At 54.7% G+C, this 21,587-nt stretch carries 14 protein-coding genes; 11 read left to right on the top strand and 3 right to left on the bottom strand.

The genetic code is table 11. The features are described from left to right. Positions 1–125: 125 nt before the first annotated feature. Positions 126–1,943, top strand: a complete 1,818-nt coding sequence (locus IM700_RS03680) for an APC family permease (RefSeq protein WP_193416833.1) — start codon at positions 126–128, stop codon at positions 1,941–1,943. Between the two features lie 56 nt (positions 1,944–1,999). Further along, positions 2,000–3,415, top strand: coding sequence for a pyruvate kinase (gene pyk / locus IM700_RS03675; protein ID WP_193416832.1), 1,416 nt, complete (start codon positions 2,000–2,002; stop codon positions 3,413–3,415). Between the two features lie 45 nt (positions 3,416–3,460). Here the strand turns inward: pyk and IM700_RS03670 are convergent, their stop codons facing one another. Both IM700_RS03670 and IM700_RS03665 read right to left on the bottom strand, forming a co-directional pair. Next, complete coding sequence (locus tag IM700_RS03670; RefSeq protein ID WP_193416831.1) at positions 3,461–5,428, bottom strand: PTS fructose transporter subunit IIABC; 1,968 nt, start codon at positions 5,426–5,428, stop codon at positions 3,461–3,463. Between the two features lie 141 nt (positions 5,429–5,569). Further along, the gene (locus tag IM700_RS03665; protein ID WP_193416830.1) at positions 5,570–7,516 is read right to left on the bottom strand and encodes a BglG family transcription antiterminator; all 1,947 of its coding nucleotides are present in this window, start codon (positions 7,514–7,516) and stop codon (positions 5,570–5,572) included. A gap of 168 nt (positions 7,517–7,684) precedes the next feature. Between IM700_RS03665 and IM700_RS03660 the strand changes: the two genes are divergently transcribed. Further along, the gene (locus IM700_RS03660; RefSeq protein ID WP_155606829.1) at positions 7,685–8,479 is read left to right on the top strand and encodes a protein-glutamine gamma-glutamyltransferase; all 795 of its coding nucleotides are present in this window, start codon (positions 7,685–7,687) and stop codon (positions 8,477–8,479) included. Positions 8,480–8,535: 56 nt separating this feature from the next. Here IM700_RS03660 and IM700_RS03655 read toward each other — a convergent pair whose 3' ends face one another. Next, entirely contained in the window at positions 8,536–8,913 is a 378-nt protein-coding gene (locus IM700_RS03655) for a hypothetical protein (RefSeq protein ID WP_239483561.1), read from the bottom strand. Positions 8,914–9,100: 187 nt separating this feature from the next. Here IM700_RS03655 and IM700_RS03650 point away from each other — a divergent pair, with 187 nt between their 5' ends. The 8 genes from IM700_RS03650 (at position 9,101) to IM700_RS03615 (ending at position 21,585) form a co-directional block, all read left to right on the top strand. Then, positions 9,101–9,556: a VOC family protein gene (locus IM700_RS03650; RefSeq protein ID WP_155606828.1), complete on the top strand. Its 456-nt coding sequence runs from the start codon at positions 9,101–9,103 to the stop codon at positions 9,554–9,556. 62 nt (positions 9,557–9,618) lie between these two features. Then, positions 9,619–10,320 carry an SDR family NAD(P)-dependent oxidoreductase gene (locus IM700_RS03645; RefSeq protein ID WP_193416829.1) on the top strand — a complete coding sequence of 234 codons (702 nt, stop codon included), beginning with the start codon at positions 9,619–9,621 and terminating at the stop codon, positions 10,318–10,320. Positions 10,321–10,983: 663 nt separating this feature from the next. After that, positions 10,984–13,275: a helix-turn-helix domain-containing protein gene (locus IM700_RS03640; RefSeq protein WP_239483560.1), complete on the top strand. Its 2,292-nt coding sequence runs from the start codon at positions 10,984–10,986 to the stop codon at positions 13,273–13,275. A gap of 233 nt (positions 13,276–13,508) precedes the next feature. Continuing rightward, positions 13,509–14,504: an ABC transporter permease gene (locus IM700_RS03635; protein ID WP_239483559.1), complete on the top strand. Its 996-nt coding sequence runs from the start codon at positions 13,509–13,511 to the stop codon at positions 14,502–14,504. A gap of 15 nt (positions 14,505–14,519) precedes the next feature. Further along, entirely contained in the window at positions 14,520–15,425 is a 906-nt protein-coding gene (locus tag IM700_RS03630; RefSeq protein WP_193416828.1) for a carbohydrate ABC transporter permease, read from the top strand. Between the two features lie 139 nt (positions 15,426–15,564). Next, positions 15,565–17,229, top strand: a complete 1,665-nt coding sequence (locus IM700_RS03625) for an extracellular solute-binding protein (RefSeq protein ID WP_193416827.1) — start codon at positions 15,565–15,567, stop codon at positions 17,227–17,229. Positions 17,230–17,400: 171 nt separating this feature from the next. Beyond that, positions 17,401–19,122, top strand: coding sequence for a right-handed parallel beta-helix repeat-containing protein (locus IM700_RS03620; RefSeq protein WP_193416826.1), 1,722 nt, complete (start codon positions 17,401–17,403; stop codon positions 19,120–19,122). A gap of 24 nt (positions 19,123–19,146) precedes the next feature. Beyond that, complete coding sequence (locus tag IM700_RS03615; RefSeq protein WP_193416825.1) at positions 19,147–21,585, top strand: glycoside hydrolase family 95 protein; 2,439 nt, start codon at positions 19,147–19,149, stop codon at positions 21,583–21,585. The last annotated feature ends 2 nt before the right edge of the window (positions 21,586–21,587 follow it).

Raw genomic sequence — 21,587 nt, 5'->3', positions numbered from 1 at the left:
GGCCGCGGGAAGGTCCAACTTTCCTGCGGCCTTTTTGTGTTGTTCTCTGCGGGAATGGGGAGCCTATAGAACCACGAATGGTTAGAGATATAAGGTTATTTAAGGGATGAAGAGAGGAAATCACCATGGTGAACAAAATTAAGCGAGTACTGATCGGCAGACCGATGAAAAGTACCGAAATTGAAGGGGAGAAACTGAGCAAGCTCAAGGCGTTGGCAGTACTGTCCTCGGACGCTTTATCGTCTGTGGCTTACGGGACGGAGCAAATTCTGATCGTCTTGATGGCGGCGGGATTTTCGGCCGTCTGGTATTCCATCCCGATCTCGTTTGCGGTTCTGGGGCTTTTACTTATTCTGATTTTGTCGTATCGGCAAACGATTTACTCCTACCCCGCCGGGGGCGGGGCGTATATCGTGGCGATGGATAACCTTGGGCGATCGACAGGTTTGCTGGCCGGCGGCTCGCTCCTGGTCGATTATGTTCTGACGGTGGCGGTCAGCTCGTCGGCGGGAACGGATGCCATTACATCCGCTTTCCCGGCGCTGCATGATCAACGGGTGTTGATTGCGCTGCTAATGATCACCTTGTTAACGCTGATGAATCTTCGAGGGGTAACGGAGTCAGCATCCGTATTGGCTATTCCGGTATATCTGTTTGTCGCGTCCATCTTTGTTCTGATCCTGTCGGGGTTGTTTAAATATTTGACCGGTGGAATTCACGCGAGCGTGCCAGAGATGGGGACGGCGGTTTCCGATATAAGTCTGTTCCTGCTGCTCAAGGCGTTCAGTTCCGGCTGTTCGGCCTTAACCGGGGTAGAGGCGGTATCCAACGCCATCCCGAACTTCAAGCAGCCGGCGGAACGTAATGCTGCAGCTACGCTGGTGATGATGGGTGTCATTCTCTGCACCATGTTTATCGGAATCAGTGCGCTGGCCTATTGGTACGGTATCGCTCCTGATCCGAAAGCAACCGTTGTCTCACAGATTGCCGAGTCGACCTTCGGCCGGGGCGCGTTATACTACGTCATCCAGGCGATTACAGCGCTGATCCTGTTCCTGGCCGCCAACACGGCTTACTCAGCCTTTCCCTTGCTGGCGTTTATGCTGGCCAAAGACAAGTACATGCCGCATGCGTTTATGGTGCGCGGGGACCGGCTCGGTTTTTCGAACGGAATTATTTTCCTTGGCGTGGCTTCGGCGTTGCTGGTTCTCGGGTTCCATGGCAACACGGAGAGCTTGATTCCGTTATACGCGGTTGGCGTATTTATTCCGTTCACCTTGTCGCAGCTCGGGATGATGATTCGATGGCTAAAGCTGAAGCCGCAAGGATGGGTGTTCCGGTTTGTCATCAATACGATTGGGATGCTGACAACGCTGGGGATTACGCTGATCTTCATCATCACCAAATTTTCGCATATATGGGTCGTATTTATCTTCTTACCGCTGGTGATGTTTATCTTTTACCAAATTCATCGTCATTATTTAAATATTGCCGACCAGCTTCGAATCCAGATGGATACGGAAAAACCTTGCATCAAAGGCAGCACTATCGTCGTGCCGGTTGCGGGCGTTACTCGCGTCGTGATGAACTCGTTGAGCTACGCCAAATCGCTGACGGACAACGTTGTCGCCGTGTATGTCGGGTTTGATGACGAAGAAATTGACCGCATGGAGAAGAAGTGGAAGGAATGGAACCCCGGGGTTCGGTTAATCACGCTCCGTTCCAGCTTCCGCAGCATCATCCGGCCCATCATGAAGTTCATCGATACGGTGGAATGGAAAACTGCAGAGACCGACCATATTACCGTCCTAATTCCGCAGTTTATTACCCGGCACTGGTGGCAGAATATTTTGCATAACCAATCGAGCCTTTTGCTTCGGGCCTATTTATTCAATAAAAAGGACATTGTCATTGCAACCGTTCCTTACCATCTGCAAAAATAATTCGTTTCGCCGGCTTGACGCATACTAACCTAAACGTTACCTAAGGAGGTTTCAAGGTGCTGCGGACAAAAATCATTTGCACGTTAGGCCCCGCCTGCGACTCGGTTTCCGTGCTGAAGGAAATGATTCAGGGCGGGATGACGGTCGGCCGACTGAATATGGCCCACGGGGAGCTGGAGGAGCATGTGGCCCGCATACAGCGGGTGCGGCAAGCCGCGCAAGAACTGCATAGCTTTGTACCGATTATGATGGATATCAAGGGGCCAGAGGTGCGCATCGGGAAATTGCGGGAACCATTCTGCGAGCTGATTGCCGGAGAAGAGATGGTGCTTACAACAGAGCCGCTAGACGGAGACGCCGCGAAAATCTCGGTCAACTATCCCGAAATGCCGCAGGTTGTGCAAGCGAATGATCGAATCCTGATCGATGACGGGTTGATCGAGCTGCGCGTCATATCGGCCGAGGGGGCTGAAGTCCGTTGCCGCATCATCAGCGGCGGGAAGCTCAAGCCGAACAAAGGCGTCAATCTGCCTGGGATCAAAACTACGCTGCCTGGCGTGACAGAGCGAGACATTCGGCATATTCATTTTGGCCTGGAGAACGGGGTGGAGATGATCGCCGTATCGTTTGTTCGCAAAGGTGACGATATCCGTGAAGTTCGGCGGATTTTGCAGGAGAATAATGGAGGACACGTCCAGATCATCTCCAAAATCGAAAATGAGGAAGGCGTGCAAGATCTGGAGGATATCATCGAGGCTTCGGATGGAATCATGATTGCGCGCGGCGATCTTGGGGTAGAAATTCCGGTTGAGGAAGTGCCGATGCTGCAGAAAGAAATGATCGACAAGTGTAATCTGGCAGGCAAACCGGTTATCGTCGCCACGCATATGCTGGAGTCGATGCAGGTGAATCCAAGGCCGACGCGCGCGGAAGTCAGTGATGTTTACAACGCCGTGATGCAGGGAGCCGACGTCGTCATGTTGTCTGGCGAGTCTGCCGCAGGGAAATATCCGGTAGAAGCGGTGCGAACCATGGCTGCCGTCGCGCGCAAGGCCGAATCGATGATCGACTATCGGGAAGCATTCAATCGGAGAAGAAAGCTGCACGGCACCAATATCACGGAGGTGATCAGCCAAGGCGCGGTTAGCGCCTCGCTGGAGCTGAGCGCTAAAGTGATCATCACGTCCACCGAAAGCGGCTTTACTGCCAGGATGGTCTCGAAATATCGACCCGAGGCGCCGATTCTGGCGATTGCCCATCACCCGCATGTCTTGACCAAGTTGATTCTGTTGTCCGGGGTGTACCCTTATTTAGGGGGGCCGGTAACGACAACGGATGAGATGTTAACCTCAGCGATCGACAGCGCCCGCCGAGCGGGTTATGTCCAGGACGGCGACACCGTGGTCTTCTCGGCAGGATTACCGTTAGGCCAGGCGGGAACAACGAATCTGATCCAAATTCAACAGGTATAACAAAAATCCCCCGGACCGCCTTGGCGGCTCGGGGGATTTTCTTTGTTAGTGGACTTGATCCAGGAGCTCATAGGCTTCCTGTTTGGATTTTACTTGCAGCAATTGCTCGCGGAACCCGTCGTCCATTAGCTTGCGGGACAGCATTTGCAGAATTTTTAGATGCTCATTGCCTTTGTTCTCGGCGGGGACGGCGATCATGAAAATCAGCTTCGCGGGCGAACCGTCCGCGCTGCTCCAATCGACGCCTTCGGGCTTTATCCCGAATACGACCTGGGGTTTTCGCACCGCTGCCGATTTCCCGTGCGGCACCGCGACGTTCATTCCGATTCCGGTGGAACTCTCCTCCTCGCGCTTCAGGATGGCCTGTTTAAACTCAGCCGGGGAGGTCAGTACGCCTTCAACGTTCAGCTTGGCGATCATCTCGTCGATGACCCCGTCCCGCGTTGAAGCCGACAGGGAAGGCTCAATTAAATCCAAGCTGATGATATCGGTTAGTTTACTCACCGGGCGATGGACTTCGGAAACCGGCGTGCTCGCCGGGCGGACGGCTTCCGGACGCGGTGTTTCTATAGCCGGAGCAGCCTCCTCCACAGCGCTTGCCCCAACCAATTGAGGTTCAACCTGGTCTTTCTTCAGCAGCTTGATCATCAAGGCGGTGACAATGGAGCCAACGATGACGGCTACGAAGAACATGAGGATGTTATCGACAGCCCCAAGCACGGCAACGATCGGTCCGCCATGGGCGACACGGTCACCGACGCCGCCCAGCATGGCGATCACGGAACCGGCCATCGAGCCGACCATGATGCTGGGAATGACGCGCAGCGGATCTTGCGAAGCGAACGGAATCGCCCCTTCGGTAATCCCAAACAGGCCCATCGTAAAGGCGGCCTTCCCCGATTCCCGTTCTGCATCATGGAACTTGCGCTTGAATAAGAACGTGGCCAGACCCAGTCCGATCGGCGGAATACAGATCGCGACGGCGATCGGACCCATGATTTGATAATTGCCCTCCGCGATCATCGCGGAGCCGAACATGAACGCAACCTTGTTGACCGGGCCACCCATGTCGAAGGAGATCATAGCGCCGAGGATCAATGCCAGCAGAATCGAGCTGGCTCCTTGCATGCTGGCAAGCCAGCTCGTCAGCGATTCGAATACCTGAGCGATCGGACCGCCGAGCAAGTAAATGAAAGCCAAACCGACGATTAACGAAGAGAGGACCGGGATGATGATAATCGGCATGATCGGATTGATGGCCTTCGGCACCTTCCACTTCTTGATCCATAGCGCGACGTAACCGGCCAGGAAACCGGCGATGATCCCGCCGATGAACCCGGCTCCGGCTTCACTGCCGTAGAAACTGCCGTTTGCGGCGATATAACCGCCAATGATCCCGGGAGCTAAGCCGGGCCGGTCGGCGATACTAAAGGCGATGAACCCGGCTAATACCGGAACCATGAACGTAAAAGAGGCGGCTCCGAGCTTCTCAATCGTCTTCCAGAACGAGTCCTCAGGAATTTGCAGGCCGCCCGGTGTGGGCACGCCACCGATTGAAAGAGCGATGGCGATCAAGAGACCGCCTACGACGATAAACGGAATCATGTACGAAACGCCGCTCATCAGGTGGCGATAGAAGGCATTTTGCTGCTTGGCGCCGGTCTGCTTCGCCGGTGTGCCTTCGCTGCCGCCTTGGCCTTGGTATACCGGTGCTTCGCCGCGAACCATCTGCTTGATCAGCGTTTCCGGATTGCGGATGCCTTCCTGCACGCCAACGGCAATCAGCTTCTTGCCGACGAATCGGCTTTTGTCTACCGATTTGTCGGCGGCGATGATAATGCCGTCCGCTTGGCGGATATCTTCATCGGTGAACTGGTTCTCCACCCCGATCGAGCCCTGAGTCTCGACCTTCATCTCGATGCCTAGCTTGTCGGCGGCTTTTTGTAGATTTTCCGCCGCCATGTACGTATGGGCAATCCCGTTGGGACATGAGGTAATCGCCAATAATTTCATGGATGTTTCCTCCTGTATTCAAAGATCGAAATCGTTTACATCACCCATCTTATCGTAAAAAGAACGGCGGAAAAGAACTTTAGATTACCGCAAGTTCCGGAAAAACCGGATTATATCCTGCATGAGTTGTTTGAAGATGCACTACAAGCTGCCAAGGAGTTCCTCGGGCGTTTCCGCACGCACCATTCGCTCGATCGTCGAGGGTTGTTCGCTAAGAAGGGACAAGCGTTGAAACAGCTTCTTCATCATCTCTTGCTCCTGCGGGGCAAGCGCCAGCATGAACACAATGGACACCTTCTCCTCCTGCCAATCCAGCGGCTCTTCCAGGGTAGCAACGGCAATCCGTGATGTCCGAATCAACTTAGGATCGCCATGCGGGATTGCGATCCCGCCGCCGATGGTCGTGGACGAGAGCCGCTCCCGCAGTAACGCCTGATGTGCATAATCCTGTTCGACGAACCCCTGCTCTGCCAGCCGATTGGCCAACAGCTCGATCAATTCAAATCGATGGTTGATCGCAAGTCGCGGAAAGACGAGCGAGGGCTGAGTATACGAACTTATAATCGAACCGGCGTGATCGGTATGACCGGATCCATGATCGAGCTTGCCGATGAAGTCGGTAATCTTCTGCACTTCGCCGGCCTCCAGCAACGGGGACACCGTGATGGAGGGGGTGTTCACATGTTCCAGCGGAATCGTGGAGATGATAAAGTCGACCGTATGGTTCGCCAAATACCCAACAAGGTCCGCCTTCCGAACGGAATCCAGTACTTGCAGCTCGGGGAATTTTCGCTCCAACTTGGAGCGAAGAATTTGTGACATGCCTACCCCCATGTGACAGACGGTCACGACTGTTTTCATTTCTTCGGCGGGCTGGCTGAGTCGCTCCACCGCGGCTTGGAAATGCAGTGTCAGATAAGCCGCTTCCTCTTCGGGAATGGCAAAGGGATACCCTACGCTTAACTCCTTTGTTGCAGAAATGACCATGTCGAACATGTACGGATACATTTTCTTAATGTCCTGCAGCATCGGGTTCGAGACGGTGAGTCCATAGCTTAACCGATTTAACGTGGAATATAAATGAATACGCAGCCCTTCCATCAAGACTTCATCTTTGCCAAAATCCACCCAGGTTAAGGCAGACATTTTCCGGATTAACGTTTCCGCCAAACCGCGGGCTTCGGCCGTTTCCGCCGCCGTGTCCGTTCCGGGCTCCGCCGTTTCGATCCGCGCCCGGGAGCGGATTTTCCCTCCGAGAATATGGGCGGTCAAATAAGCCGCCTCGTTCTCCGGAAACCGTACGGCAAAGAGGCGTTCCAGTTTTCGGATAAAAACTTCGATCCTGCGGAATTCCGGTTTCTCACGGACAATGATCTTCTCCTGTTCAGAGAACTTAATCGGCTGCTTCAGCTTCGTCCGTCGAATCATTAGCAGCGTATGGATCAGCAAATTGTCCAACGCCTCGTCCGTAAACGCAAGCTGCGCATCAAGCTCAAGCTGCTTCAGCTCCCGGGTGACGATATCGAGCTCGTGGGCGGCAAATCGATCCTTGATGAAGGCCTGGCCGGCTTCTCCGGTCAGTTGGGATAACTTGGACAATGCCGAGCGCTTGTCGCGCTCTTTCCCCTCGATCAGGACACCAACCTTCTGTTTGGAAACGACGGACAAGTCTCGTTTATCCAACCATTCACGTAAGGAGTCCAAATCCTTTTTGATGACCGATTTACTCGTATAGTGCTTGTCGGCCAGCTCCTGAATCGTTATCGGTTTCGTCTCCATAAGCAGTTGATACGCTACAGCGATCAGCCGTTCCTCGCCCGTTTCCTGTTCTTTGCTCTTGGTGGACTGAAGAAGCCAGGCGGCGATTTCGGACTTGTCTTGCTCGGTCATATCCAGCGTAACCCCGAATCCGGGTTTGCGGACTAGCCGGGCGTTGGATACCTGGGCCAAATCTCGGTTGATTTCATCTAAATCGTTGCGAATGGTTTTCTCGGAGCAATTGAAATGCAGGGCGATATCCCGGACCACCAAGTGAGGCCGAGTATCGTTGAGCAGCATATGTATAATCTCTTTCTGACGGTTGTTCATCGTTTGCGTCACCCCTTGGATATGGGAGTTAAGTGCCTTTTTAGGCTATAACGCGCTTCGTCTAGCTTTTCTGGAAAAGGCAGATTCGATACGGGTGGGCACCAAACCGGGCATCTCCACGTACACTAACCTAGATTCACCTGAAAATTGACAAGGAGGGGAATAGGTTTGATCCTTCTGCCGCCAAAAGATAAAAGGCAACTATCCGAAATGATGTTGCCTGCGTTTCAACGGGAAATTGTGCAGGCCCAAGAAAGAAGCCCGGTACCCTATCGTTACGGTTCTTTGGACGAACTGCTGTTTGAACTGAATCTGCGGAACTCGATCGTCGATTCGGCCCTTGCGCTGAATGAGAGCGGTGCCCAATTTGCCGTATACCGTAAGTCCCGATGCAATGAAATGTATTGGAACCGTACGGAGGAAGGGGGGTTCCGGTTAAGAAACGGAGCGGCGCCTGCCGATGCGATTTACGATATTTACCGGAACGGACCGCTATATGGCTTCGAATGCTCGATGGCGATGATGATTGTGATGTATAAAGCCGTATTGGATCAAATCGGCAGCCGGGCGTTTAATACGTATTTTACCAATCTGCTCCTTTACGATTGGCAGTATGACAGCGATCTGGGTTTTCGTCAAGGAAGTCTAAGGCTTGGCCCGTATCCGGGGGATATCCTCTATTTCAAAAACCCGGACCATCATCCCGAGACCCCGGAATGGCAAGGGGAGAACGTGATTATGCTGGGGGAAGATCGCTTCTATGGTCATGGGATCGGCATCCGCTCATCTTCCGGGATCATCGAGGCGCTGAACCGGCGAAGAAAACCCGGCAGCCGGAAATCGGCCTACCTGCTCGATACGATTATTTATCCCAATTACGAGCATATCCGAAGTCTGCGGGGCGTTTATGCCCGGATTGGCCAGACCGTGTACCGACGCCGCAACTCTCAAAGCCAGGCTTAAACAATAACAAGGCCTCCTGTTTCGGCAGGAGGCCTTGTTATTAGCAAACCTTTCTCTTAAAAGAAAAACGGAAAGAACAATCTTCTGAAGAAGAAGAACGGGTAAGGCCGGCGAATAAAGCGGCGGAAGCGACGCGGATAACCGAAGCCGCCGTAACCAAAGCCTCCACCATAAGGGAAGCCGCCGTATGGATAACCAAACCCCCGGTCCTCCATTTCCCCGACGGGAACGAGCAGGTAGACATGTTCGTCGTCCATGCCGTCGATAATCCCTTCGTACATTTGGCCGTCGCTGCCTTCCATTTGCATTAAATGGTGATGATATTTTTTACACATTTCCATCATCTGTTTTTTGTGGTCGTACCCCATCGGTTCTTGGCTCATCGGGCTAACTTGGCTTGGAGCACCGCCATAAGGCGTATACATATTAGGCATTCGAATCCATTCCTCCTTTTTTCTTGGTGCAGTATATTCGCGGTTATGGGCATTTGTGCAGTAGGTTCTTGTACCTGTTTTGCCACGATCGGTTTGTACCAGAAGATGCTCGAATATGCTAAGATGGGGATGCATTGGGCCATGGCCTCATCAAATCACATATTTGGGAAAAGAGGAGCGACCACACATGGACAAACAACCATTGGGCACCAAGATCATTACGCAAATTGGAGTCATCGTTAGGGATATCGAAGCCGTTTCGCAGGCCTACGCGGATTTTCTAGGCGTGGAGAAGCCGGCTTGGTTTTGGACAGACGCCGTGGACGTGGCAAAGACGGAATATCTGGGAGCCCCCTCTCCGGCTCGTGCCAAACTGGCGTTTTTTGATTGCGGTCAGCTGCAGTTGGAACTCATCGAACCGGACGAACATCCGAGCACTTGGCGGGATTTCTTGGAGGAGAAGGGGGAAGGTATGCACCATATTGCCTTCGTAATCGAAGGGATGAAGGAGAAGATTCAACTGCTTGAAGGACGCGGCATGCCGTTGGCACAAAAGGGAGAGTACACCGGCGGACGATACGCCTATATGGATGCAACGCGCGATCTGAAGCTGTGGATCGAGCTGCTGGAGAACGATAAATAGAAATTGCATCTTCATAAATGTAAACGGATTCATATCAACCGAAGAAAGCAGGGTTGGATTGTATGAGACTGATCGTAACGGGAGCAGGCAAGGGACTCGGTTTTGAAATCGTGGGGGAAGCGCTGCGCCGCGGCCATGAAGTGGCCGCCGGCATTCGTTCGTTGGAAACGAACGTGGAGGCATTGGAAGATCTACAGGAAGGAGCGCCAGGTAAACTGACGTTGCTTGAGCTTGATGTGGACGAAGAGGAGTCGGTCGCCAAGGCGAAGGAGGCTATGGCCGGCAGATGGGACGCCGTTGATGCGTTGATCAACAACGCCGGGATTTTGCTTGCGCGGGAGCAGCCGATTGAGCGATTGGAATTCGCTGCGGTGGAGAATACGTTTCGCACGAATCTGTACGGCCCGATGAAAATGGTGAAGCATTTCCTGCCACTGCTAAAGGCCGGAAACCGGCCGTTCATCCTGAACGTGTCCTCGGAGGCAGGGTGCCTGGCCGGGGCTTACGGCGGTGACTATCCGTACGCGTTGTCCAAGGCGGCGCTTAACCATTTTACCGCCCAGCTGCGCAAGGAGCTGGTGCCGCTGGGGTTCGGGGTGTTCGCCATGCATCCGGGGTGGATGCGTACCCCGATGGGGGGCAACCAGGCGCCCGGCGACCCCTTGGACACCGCGCGGGCGATCCTCGATTTGGCCGAGGGCAAGCTGGAGGCGGATACCGGCGCGGTAATGATCGGCATCGACGGGATGGCGATGCCGCTGTAGGCTCGGCGGATGGTGGAATGCGGGTTAAGGTGGCGCCTATACCGTAGGGATTTGGCGTCACGGTTGGGCACCGTTGCGGCAGTAGCTGTTGTCCCGGCGTGGTACCCTTGTTGGAAGAGGCACAACGTCCCGGCGAGGAAGGCCAGCGACTTCCTGCGATAACGGGTTTTATGTCCTTATTTCGGTTGCGATGGCTGTTTTCGGTCAAATAGGGGAACTTTTTTCCGTTATCGACTCGCAGGAACCCCATTTTAGCTTGTTTTGCCTAGATTTCCTATAAATAAGGCCCTTTTTGGGCCTTATTTGTGTTGAATCCGTCTTAAGGGGAGAAATAAGGCCATTTTTTACCGCTATGCTCATCACACGCTTGTACGCCGTACTCTCAACACCGCATTCGTAACTTTGAACAGTTCTTCCCTCGCCGAACGATTCTGCAAACCCGCGCCAATGCGCGGTTTCACTGCGGACAAGCCGGGAAAAATGTACGCCTTCCTACCCAGGAGTACCTATCCAAGCGGGGCAAACCTCGATATGCTTTGACTAATGGGGCGCTTATTTCTCGCTAGACAGAATAAAACGGAACTAGATATAATGATGAAACCAAAAAGGCGGGCGGCTCGGCCTGAAATGACAGCGCTACCAATAAAGATGGGGGGTCATCCCATGCTTCGGCATTCCCGGGTTTTCCGCAGCTTTCTGATTTCTTACGTTGCCATCTTGCTTATCCCCTGCATCGGCGGGTACATCTCCTATCGAACGTCCATTACCGTTACAGAGTCGATCTCGATTGAGAACAGCGTCATCCAGCTGGAAAAAAGCCAGGAGTTGCTTGAGCACCGGATGGCGGAAGTGGAGGGCATGACCCGGCAATTGGCGATCAGCCAGGAGATTAACGCCCTGATGAACGATCGCGGTACCGAAAGGGACGTTTACGGCATCTGGAAGGCGATGCGTAACGTGTTGACGTTCGGGCAAACCAACGATTTTTTGCGAAATTATTTTATTTATCTAGCCAACTACAATTTGATCGTGACCTCCGGATCCTCATTCCGACCGGAGCACTATTACGATTACTTTCATTACGACAATTTGTCGTTCGAGGAGTGGGAGCAGCAGGTACTCGGCAAAACCCATCGCAGCGAAATCAAGCCGCTGACCCCGTTCAGCGAGCGGGATGTGAAGACCTCGGTCATCACCTACATGCAATCGCTGCCGCTCGACAGCTTTAATGATACGTCGCCGGCGATCGTCGTCGTCCTGATCGACCAGAAGACAATCGCAGGGTTATTGTCCGGCTTAACCGAACAAAGCGGCGGGTGGGTCCACATTTATGACGCGGAGGGAAACACGATCTTCCTGCAAGGGGAAGCGGCGCAGGATATCACTAGGCTGCAGGCGGATCCCCAATTTGACAAGAAGAAGACGAGCCAATTTTACGGCGGCGATCTCGTGATTACCACGCGTTCGGACAAGAATGGCTGGGTTTACCAAGCGGGTATTCCTCGAAGCACGTTGATGGAGAAGCCAAACCAGATCAAGCAGATTTCCTGGATGATTACCGGTGGCGCGATGTTTATCGGTTTGCTGGTGGGCTTGTTCCTTGCGTATCGCAACAGCCTTCCGATCAACCACTTGATCGGGGTCATGAAGGAGCAGTTCGGGAAGGACGAAGACGCAGGGCGTAACGAGTTCGACTTCTTGAGCGGAAATATCGCCGGGATGATCACGAAAAACAAATTGCTGGAGTCGGAGCTTCACCGCCAGCTTCCGCTGGTGCGAGACGCTTTCCTAAAGCGGTTGATCGCCGGCGAATTCGAATCGCGGGATGAAATCGTCTCGGCAGCGGCCCAGGCCGACATCGCGTTACGGCAAGGTGAAGGTTACGTTGGGATCCTGCAAATCAACGGATATGCGGGCATGGATACCGTGGAGGTGCTGAACGAGCTGAACGCCGCAAGGCTGCTCATGAAGCAAGCCGTTACGGAGCTCGCCGGACCTGTACCGATGACCGATTCGGGTTCGGACAAAATCGTTCTGCTATTCTTCTCCGAGGCCGACCGGCTCCCGGGACCCGCGGAGGAGGAGCGAATCTCGGCACTGATGGAGAAGCTCGTCCAGCATGTGTTTGCCGAATACAAAATCTCGATGCAAGCCGGATTCGGTGAACCGTTTGCCGGCGTTACGGAGGTCGGCCAATCTTTCGACCAGGCGAAACAGGCGCTGGAATATGCCGTGTACCTGAACAAAAAAGGCATCATGTGGAGCCATGAGACGCAAATCGAAAACACGACCTATTATTATCCGCTGGATACCGAGCATCGTCTCATCAGCACGATTCGCGCCGGGGAGCTGAAGGAGGCACGAAAGATCGTCGACTCGATCTTCGCGCAGAATCTGGATCAACGCGAGTTGTCCGTCGAAATGAAACACCAACTGGTCGGGGAAATGAAGGGCACGTTCCTCAAGCTGCTGGATCAGAAAATTTTTCTGGAATCCCCGCTGTTCGAGAGCGTCAAGAAGCGAATCATCGAGATCGCATTTACCGGGCCGCTTGAAGCGATCCAGCAGGAAATCCACGTGATCATTCAGGAGTTGTGCGGTTATATCGCCAACAAGAAGAAGGATTCGCATGCCCAGCTGATCAAACAGATCTATCAGTACACGGCTGAGGCTTACGCAGACCCCGACCTGACGCTGTACCGGGTTGCAGAACACGTAGAGCGACCGGAGAAATACATTTCCCAGCTGTTTAAAGAAGTCACCGGAGTGAACTATTCTGACCATTTGATCAAAGTGAGGATGGACCAGGCTGCGGTGCTACTGAAAGAGAGCGGCTATACCGTGGACGAGATTGCTGCCCGGGTGGGGTACAACAGCTCGCATTCGTTCCGTCGGGCATTCAAACGATTGACGGGGATATCGCCGAGCGCTTATCGGCAGTCTTGCCAGGATTAACGGAACGCATCCTCCCCATGGGCTTATCTATATCGCTCCGCCATTGCAGTGGCCGTACCTTCCGATTCAGGGAGGCGCGGCCGCTGTTTTCTTTTTGCGGAAAAATGGCTCCAGACCCGAAGGATGACCCCCGAAAAACGGGAGATCTGTACGTCAAAAGACGGAAGTGTACCTGTTCAATCCCGCCAAACATGCCCTATGATCGACTCGTAAAGAAAACGCTACCAACCACGATGACTTCACGTTTAGGGGGAATTGTTCTGGATAAACAAATTGCTCTTCAACCGGATTACGTGCCGGACGTCACGCGCAAGGCCAGTTATTGGCGGGTTGCGCGCCGCAACATCAAGAAGCACTGGCAACTGCATTTGCTCGTGATTCCTCCGGTGCTATTCTTTCTTATTTTCAAATATTACCCGATGTTGAATGCGGCGCTCGCGTTTAAGGACTACAACGTCATCAAGGGCATTTGGGGCAGCCCGTGGGTGGGCTTCAAACACTTTCAATTGTTCTTTGAGAACCCGCAATTTTGGACGCTGGTGAAGAATACGGTGCTCCTCAGCGGTTACTTGATTCTGGCCGGATTCCCGATTCCGATTGTTCTGGCGCTGATGATCAACGAAATTCGCGGCGGCCGCTTCAAGAAGTTCGTGCAGTTGGTCTCCTTTGCCCCATATTTCATTTCAACCGTCGTCATGGTGTCAATCATTATGCTATTTCTGGCGCCCCGACTTGGTTTTGCGAATATTGCGCTCAATTACTTCGGGTTGGAGTCGATTAACTTTCTGGGCGAACCGGGGATGTTCCGTTCGATTTACGTCTGGTCCGATATTTGGCAGACCGCGGGCTATAATGCCGTGATTTATTTGGCGGCTTTGGCGGGGGTCGATCCGACTTTGTATGAAGCGGCCAAGGTGGACGGGGCTTCGCGGTTCCAGAAGATTCGCCACGTCGACTTGCCGGGTATCGTACCGACCATTGTGATCATCTTGATCCTGAACGTCGGCAATGTTATGGCGCTGGGCTTCGAGAAGGTGTATCTGCTGCAAAATCCGCTGAACCTGGTTAATTCCGAAATTATCGCGACTTATGTTTACCGCATCGGTTTACTGAACGCCAACTACAGCTTCGCAACCGCGGTCGGCTTGTTTAATTCCGTCATCAATCTCGTTTTGCTGCTGACCGTCAACGGTCTGGCCAAGCGGCTTACGAAGAACAGCATCTGGTAGGAGAGGAGTTAGGATATGGCAGCTACAGCAATCCCCAAGAAAAGAATCAAGGAATCGGCGGGAGACCGGATCTTTATCGGTGTCATCTATGTCATCCTGACCCTGCTCGTCATCGTTGTGCTCTATCCGTTGATTTATATCGTGAGCAGCTCGATCAGCAGCCCGGCGGCCGTCACCTCTGGGCAGGTCTGGTTATGGCCGGTGGAGCTATCTTTTAAAGGCTTCGAAGAGTTATTCCGCAGAGGAGAGGTGATGACCGGTTATCTCAACTCGATCTTCTATACGACGGTCGGTACCCTGATCAGCGTCACGTTGACCATCATGATCGCTTATCCGCTGTCGCGCCGGGCGTTCTTCGGACGGAACGCGCTGATGATGGTCATCACCTTCACGATGATCTTCAGCGGCGGCTTGATTCCGACCTATATGGTCGTGAAGGGGCTAGACCTGATCGATACGCGCTGGGCGCTGTTGATCCCCAATGCAATATGGGTCTGGCAGGTGATCATCGCCCGCTCGTTCTTCCAATCCTCCATTCCCGAGGAGCTTCTGGAGGCAAGCGAAATCGACGGCTGCAGCGATTTAAGGTTCATATGGAGCGTTGTGCTGCCGCTGTCCAAACCGATCATTGCCGTGCTTGTACTGATGTATGCGGTTGGCCAGTGGAACGCTTATTTCGATGCTTTGATTTACTTGAAGACCGCAGACCTGTTCCCGTTGCAGCTCATCTTGCGGAGCATCATTATCCAGAACAACAGCGGGAGCAACATGGATGCGATGGCCATCGTCGAGAAGCAGCAGCTTGCCGAGCTGCTCAAGTATTCACTCATTGTGGTCGCCACGCTGCCGGTACTGGTCATTTATCCGTTTGTGCAGCGCTATTTTGTTCAAGGTATGTTGGTCGGTTCGGTTAAAGGCTGAGAGGGAAGTACACCTCGAAATGACGGTTGCGCCTGGGGGGTTCTGACTTCATTATAGAAGGAGGTGATGCTCTCGATTTGCACCAAGAGAGTTGCGGAAGGGAAGCGAATGACATCTATTAAAAAGGGAGCGATCAAATTTGAAAAAAACCCTGCTTAGCATGTTCATGCTGGTACTGGCGATTACGCTGGTGATCAGCGGCTGTTCGGGAAAAAATACAGAGAGCTCGAACAACGCCCAGGGCAACGGTTCGTCGGGCGCCGAATCGACCAAACCGGTGGAAGTCAGCGTCTTCGCCGTTCAGGAATCGGGCATCGATATTCCGACCAATAAATTTACGAAGTTTTTGGAAGAGAAGTTTAATATCAAGTTTAACTGGCAGATCAACCCGTCCGACGGTGCGAAGGAGAAACGCCAAATCTCGTTGGCGAGCGGCGACTATCCGGAAGCCTACCTGCTGACCGCTTACATCGACGAATTCTCCCAAGCCGACGTGCTCAAATACGGGCAACAAGGCGTATTGATCCCGCTGAACGACCTGATTGACAAGTATGGACCGAATATCAAAAAAGCGATGGAAGAATCACCGGAAATGAAAGCGCTGTACACCGCCCCGGACGGAAACATCTACGGGCTCGGCGCTTACACGGAATGCTTCCACTGCTCTTATCCGAATAAAATGTGGGTGAACACGGATTGGCTCCAGAAGTTGAACCTGGAGGAGCCCAAAACGACGGAGGAATTCAAAGCAATGCTGCAGGCGTTCAAAACAAAGGACCCGAACGGCAACGGCAAAGCGGACGAGGTACCGCTTAGCGGCTCCACGGAGGATTTCGGCGTACGTATCGTGCCCTATTTAATGAATGCCTTCGTCTATGATGATGACCGCAACTATTTAAACATGGAAAATGGAAAGGTGGTTTCCGCAGCGATCAAGCCGGAGTGGAAGGAGGGCTTGGCTTACATCAAATCGCTGTACGATGAAGGACTGATCGATCCGGGTGCCTTTACGCAAAACGCCGAGGCTTACAAGAAGATCGGCGAAAACGCGGATGCGGAAATCCTTGGCGCCGGCGCAGGCATGCATCCCGCAATTTTCGTAAACATCGATCCGGGCAACACCCGTTCCGCTCACTACAATCCGCTGGCGCCTTTGTCAGGACCGGGAGGGGCTTCGTTCGCCACGCATGATGCTGGCGGCGTGACCTCGGGGGCTAAATTTGTCATTACGAATAAAGCCAGCGAAGAAGTGCAAGTCGCCCTAATCAAAGCGATCGACTACATGTATACGCCGGAAGGGCAAACCAATGCCGGCACAGGGATGAAAGGCATCGACTGGACCGATCCGGAGCCCGGTGACAAAGCCCTTGGCGAAGGGGTAACGCCGATGGTCAAGACGATTCAGATGAAGGAAGGCGAAGCGCCGCACAATGCAGGCTGGAGCGGGATGGGTCACTTCTACATGCCGAAGGAATACCGCGACACTTGGGTTCAAGGTGAAGACATCTATGCTTCGGACGGTTATGAACGCAGATTGTACAACGCCACGCTTCTGTATCAGGGACATGAACCGAAGGAGATTTTCCCGATCTGGTCGATCTGGATTGATCCAAGCGAAATTGACGAAGCCAGCATGCTGCAAACGAACTTGAAAAACTACATCGAGCAAAGCCAGCTGCAGTTCATCACCGGCAACAAGGACTTGAATAAGGATTGGGATGCTTATGTGCAAGGCTTGAAGGACTTGAAGCTGGATCGCTATCTGGAAATTCTGCAGAAGGCGTATGACCAATCGGCGAAATAACTCGAATATTTCGCGTCGCAGCTGCTTTCGGGCTACCGGCGGCGCGGATCACGGAAGCCGGCCTCTTGGGCCGGCATTCTGTTTTTCTTATCGAGATGATGGAGTCGAAGATGGACGTTTTTAGGCATTTTTCTGCCAAAACAGAGATAGATGGAGAGGAGCGGATGTGATATGTTAGGCGAAGATCGTGCGGCCGTAATCTCCTTAGGGGATTATGGAGCCCGGCCGGATACGGAGGAAGATGCACAGCCGGCCATGCGTCTAGCATTGGAGGCGGCCGAACGAGCGGAAGGCCCGGTTGTGCTGGATGTGCCATGCGGACGGTATCATTTCTATTCGCAGGCGGCCATCCGGGCTCCTTACCATGTGACCAACACGGCAAGCGAGGAGGAATTGCCGGATGTTACGAAGACAATCGGGTTGCTGCTAAAAGGACAGCGGCACCTGACCCTCCGGGGGAACGGGGCGATGTTCCTGTTCCATGGCAAGCAGACGATGCTGTTGATCGACAGCTGCGAAGACATCGCCATCCGCGACCTTCACTTCGATTACGCTATACCGACGGTAACGGAGATGACGGTGAAACGGTGCGAGCAAGAGGAGGGCTGGATGGAGGCAGAAGTGCATCCGGATTCGAGCTATGAGGTAAAAGAAGGCAGGCTAGCATGGATCGGCGAAGACTGGCGTTTTCGGACCGGGCCGATGCAGCTCTGCGATCCGGTCGATAATACGACCTGGCGGGTGGATAATTGGCTGGAGCGGACGACTACGCATACGGAGGAGGTCCGCCCTGGACGACTGCGGTTTAATTTTGACGGCGGCTTACCCGAGGGGATGGTCCCCGGGCGCATCGTCCAGATGCGGGACGGCCTCCGCGATCAGGTCGGCGTCCTTGTGAATGAAAGTGAGGACATCGCGTTTTCCGGCTGCGGCCTGCATTTTATGCATGGGCTCGGGATGGTCGGGCAATTCAGCAAGAACCTCGTCTTCGAGCGGTTGGACTTGTCGCCGCGCGCCGAAACCGGCCGGACCGTCGCCGGCTTCGCCGATTTCATCCACCTATCGGGCTGCCGGGGACGGATCACGATTCGGGATTGCCGCTTTGCGGGCGCGCATGACGATGCGATCAATGTCCACGGCACGTATTTGCGGATCGTCGGCCGTCCGGCACCGGATCAATTGGTCGTGCGGTTTATGCATCCGCAGACTTATGGGTTACCGGCTTTCCGCGCGGGCGATGAGATCGGCTTCGTCGATGCGGATACGCTGGTGACGTATGGAACCGGCGAGGTGCGTGAGGTTCGTCGGCTAGATCCACGCGAGCTGCTGCTCACGCTGGAGCGGCCTGCTCCGGAGGAGAGGGGATCGCGGGATGTGATCGAGAATGTTACCTGGTCTCCGGAGGTGGAAATCACGGGTAATCATTTCGCCCGCATTCCGACACGCGGAGTGCTGGCTTCCACACGCGGGTCGACTTTGATCCGTGACAACCTATTTGAACGATTGCGGATGAGCGCCATTCTAGTTGCCGCCGACGCGAATTCCTGGTTCGAATCGGGTGCGGTGGAGGATATGGTGATCGAGGGGAACCGGTTTGTCTCCTGCGGAGGGGAAACTTGCGCGGCGATCATGATTGCGCCGGAAAACCGGGAAGCGCTCCCGGATAAGCCGGTTCATCGTGGAATTGCCGTCGTCAATAATCACTTCGAGTCTGAGGGTTTCCTGTTGTCCGCGCACAGCACGAAGGATTTGATCTTTCGCGGGAACGAAGTTAGGCTGGCATCCTCCGGCGGGTTCGACCTTAGGAAAGCCATACAACTGGAGGCCTGCCCGGATGCGGTGATTGTAGATCATGATGATCATAGCAGTGACGGGTTGAAGAACGAGAAATAAGATTGGGCAGGGGAGGAAGGAACAATGGAGCAAAACACGAAGCTGCAGTATGAAAGACCGGCCGCGGTCTGGACCGAAGCGCTTCCGGTTGGAAACGGGCGTCTCGGCGCGATGGTTTACGGCGGGGTGGAGCGGGAAACGATCAGTCTAAACGAGGATACGTTATGGTCCGGTTATCCGCGCGATTGGAACAATCCTGCCGCTCGGCAGGTATTACCCAAGGTACGGAAGCTCGTCCGGGAAGGCCGCTTTGAAGAGGCGGACCAACTGGGGCGTCAAATGCTGGGGCCGTATACGGAATCTTATTTGCCGCTCGGCGATTTGCAGTTGACGTTCGAGCATGGGTCCGCCTGCCGGAGTTACCGCCGCACGTTGGACTTGGCGAATGCCGTCCATCTGACGGAATACGCTGTCGGTGAGGTGACCTATACACGTGAGATCTTCGCGTCTCACCCGGATCAGGTCATTGTACTGCGGCTGACGTGCAGCCACCCCGGGGCGCTCGCCTTCCACGCCCGGCTAGACAGTCCGCTCCGCCATGCCACCACGACGGAAGAAGGCGTACTGGTGATGCGGGGGACGGCCCCGGAACGGGTGGAGCCGAACTATGTGAGCTCGGATCGTCCAATTCGCTACGGCGACCCGACTGTCTCGCCGGCGATGGCCTTCGAGGGCCGGCTGGCGGTTGTGAATACCGACGGCCGGATCAACGTCGACAGCTCCGGTATTCACGTGTTGGATGCGACGGAGTCGGTGTTGGTTTTCAGCGCGGCAACCAGCTTCGAGCGGTTCGACCGGATCCCGGGGGCGGGCCGGAACGGGCCTGCTCCGGCTGAGATTGCGGCGGCGCGCGCCAAAGCGGACCTGGCCGGCGCATTAACCGGGCGCTATTCGGATCTTCGGGCCCGGCATATCGAAGACTACCAAGCCCTGTTTGGCCGCGTCAGCTTGCGGCTTGGCGAATCGCCTGCACCGGAAGGGTTGGACACGGAGCGGCGGATCGTGGAATATGGCGCCTCCGATCCGGGTTTAGTCGAGCTCTTATTCCATTATGGCCGGTATTTGCTGATCGCAAGCTCTCGTCCCGGTACGCAGGCGGCTAACTTGCAGGGGATCTGGAATGCGATCACCCGGCCGCCTTGGAGCAGCAACTGGACGCTAAACATCAACGCGGAGATGAACTATTGGCCGGCAGAAGTGTGCAACCTGGCGGAATGCCACTGGCCGCTCCTGGAGATGATCGGCAACCTAGCCGAGAACGGGGCCAAAACGGCCGCAATCAATTACGGCACCCGGGGTTGGACCGCCCATCATAACACGGACATCTGGGGACAAACGGCCCCGGTGGGTGATTACGGCGACGGCGATCCGGCGTGGGCATTCTGGCCGATGGGCGGCGTCTGGTTGACGCAGCACTTGTGGGAGCATTACGTCTTTGGCGGGGATGTCGCTTATTTGCATGATTTTGCTTATCCCATCCTGAAGGACGCCGCTTTATTCGCCCTCGACTGGCTCATCGAAGACGAGTTGGGCCGTCTGGTAACTTCGCCTTCAACCTCGCCGGAGCATAAATTCCGCACGGCCGAGGGCGTTGCGGCCATTAGTGAAGGGGCGACGATGGACCTGTCGCTGATTTGGGAGTTGTTCACAAACTGCATCGAAGCAGCCGGGGTGCTTGGTATCGACAAGGCGTTTCGTGAAGAGCTGAGACAGGCCCGCGAACGGTTGCTGCCGCTGCAGGTCGGGAAGTATGGTCAGTTGCAGGAATGGAGTCGGGACTTTGAGGACGAAGACGTCCATCATCGGCATACCTCCCATCTGGTGGGCGTCTATCCCGGCCGCCAGCTGTCGGCGGAAGAGACGCCGGAGCTGTTTGCCGCGGCACGAAAGGTACTGGTGCGTCGGGGTGACGAAAGCACGGGCTGGAGCCTGGGCTGGCGGGTGGCTTTGTGGAGCCGGTTCGGCGATGGAGACCGGGCGCTGCGGTTGCTCGGCAATATGCTGCGGCTGGTAAAGGACGGCGAAACCGAGCGTTATAATCACGGCGGCGTGTACGCCAGCCTGCTGGGCGCGCATCCGCCGTTCCAGATCGACGGCAATTTCGCCGCATCTGCCGGCATCGCCGAGATGCTGCTGCAGTCGCATCTCCCGGCGCTGGCGCTGCTGCCCGCCTTACCGGAGGCTTGGCCGGACGGCGAAGTCCGGGGCCTTCGCGCCCGCGGCGGCTTCGAAGTGAACCTGCGCTGGGCGAACGGGAAATTGGCCGAGGCGGAAATCGCCTCCAGGCTGGGTCATGCCTGCCGCGTTCGAGCGGGGCTCGGCGGAGACACGCCGTTTCTCGTTTACCACGGCGGTGTTGAGGTTGCGGCGGAGCGGACGGTGGAAGGCGAGACGCAATTTGCTACGGAAGCGGGAGAAACGTATCGGCTGGTACCGCAGTACCTCGCGTCCGGGAAGGAGTGAAG

This window comes from Paenibacillus rhizolycopersici (assembly GCF_014947195.2).
Lineage (GTDB): Bacteria > Bacillota > Bacilli > Paenibacillales > Paenibacillaceae > Fontibacillus > Fontibacillus rhizolycopersici.
Note: the sequence above shows the minus strand (reverse complement) of the source record. Positions and strands in the feature narration are given on the sequence as shown.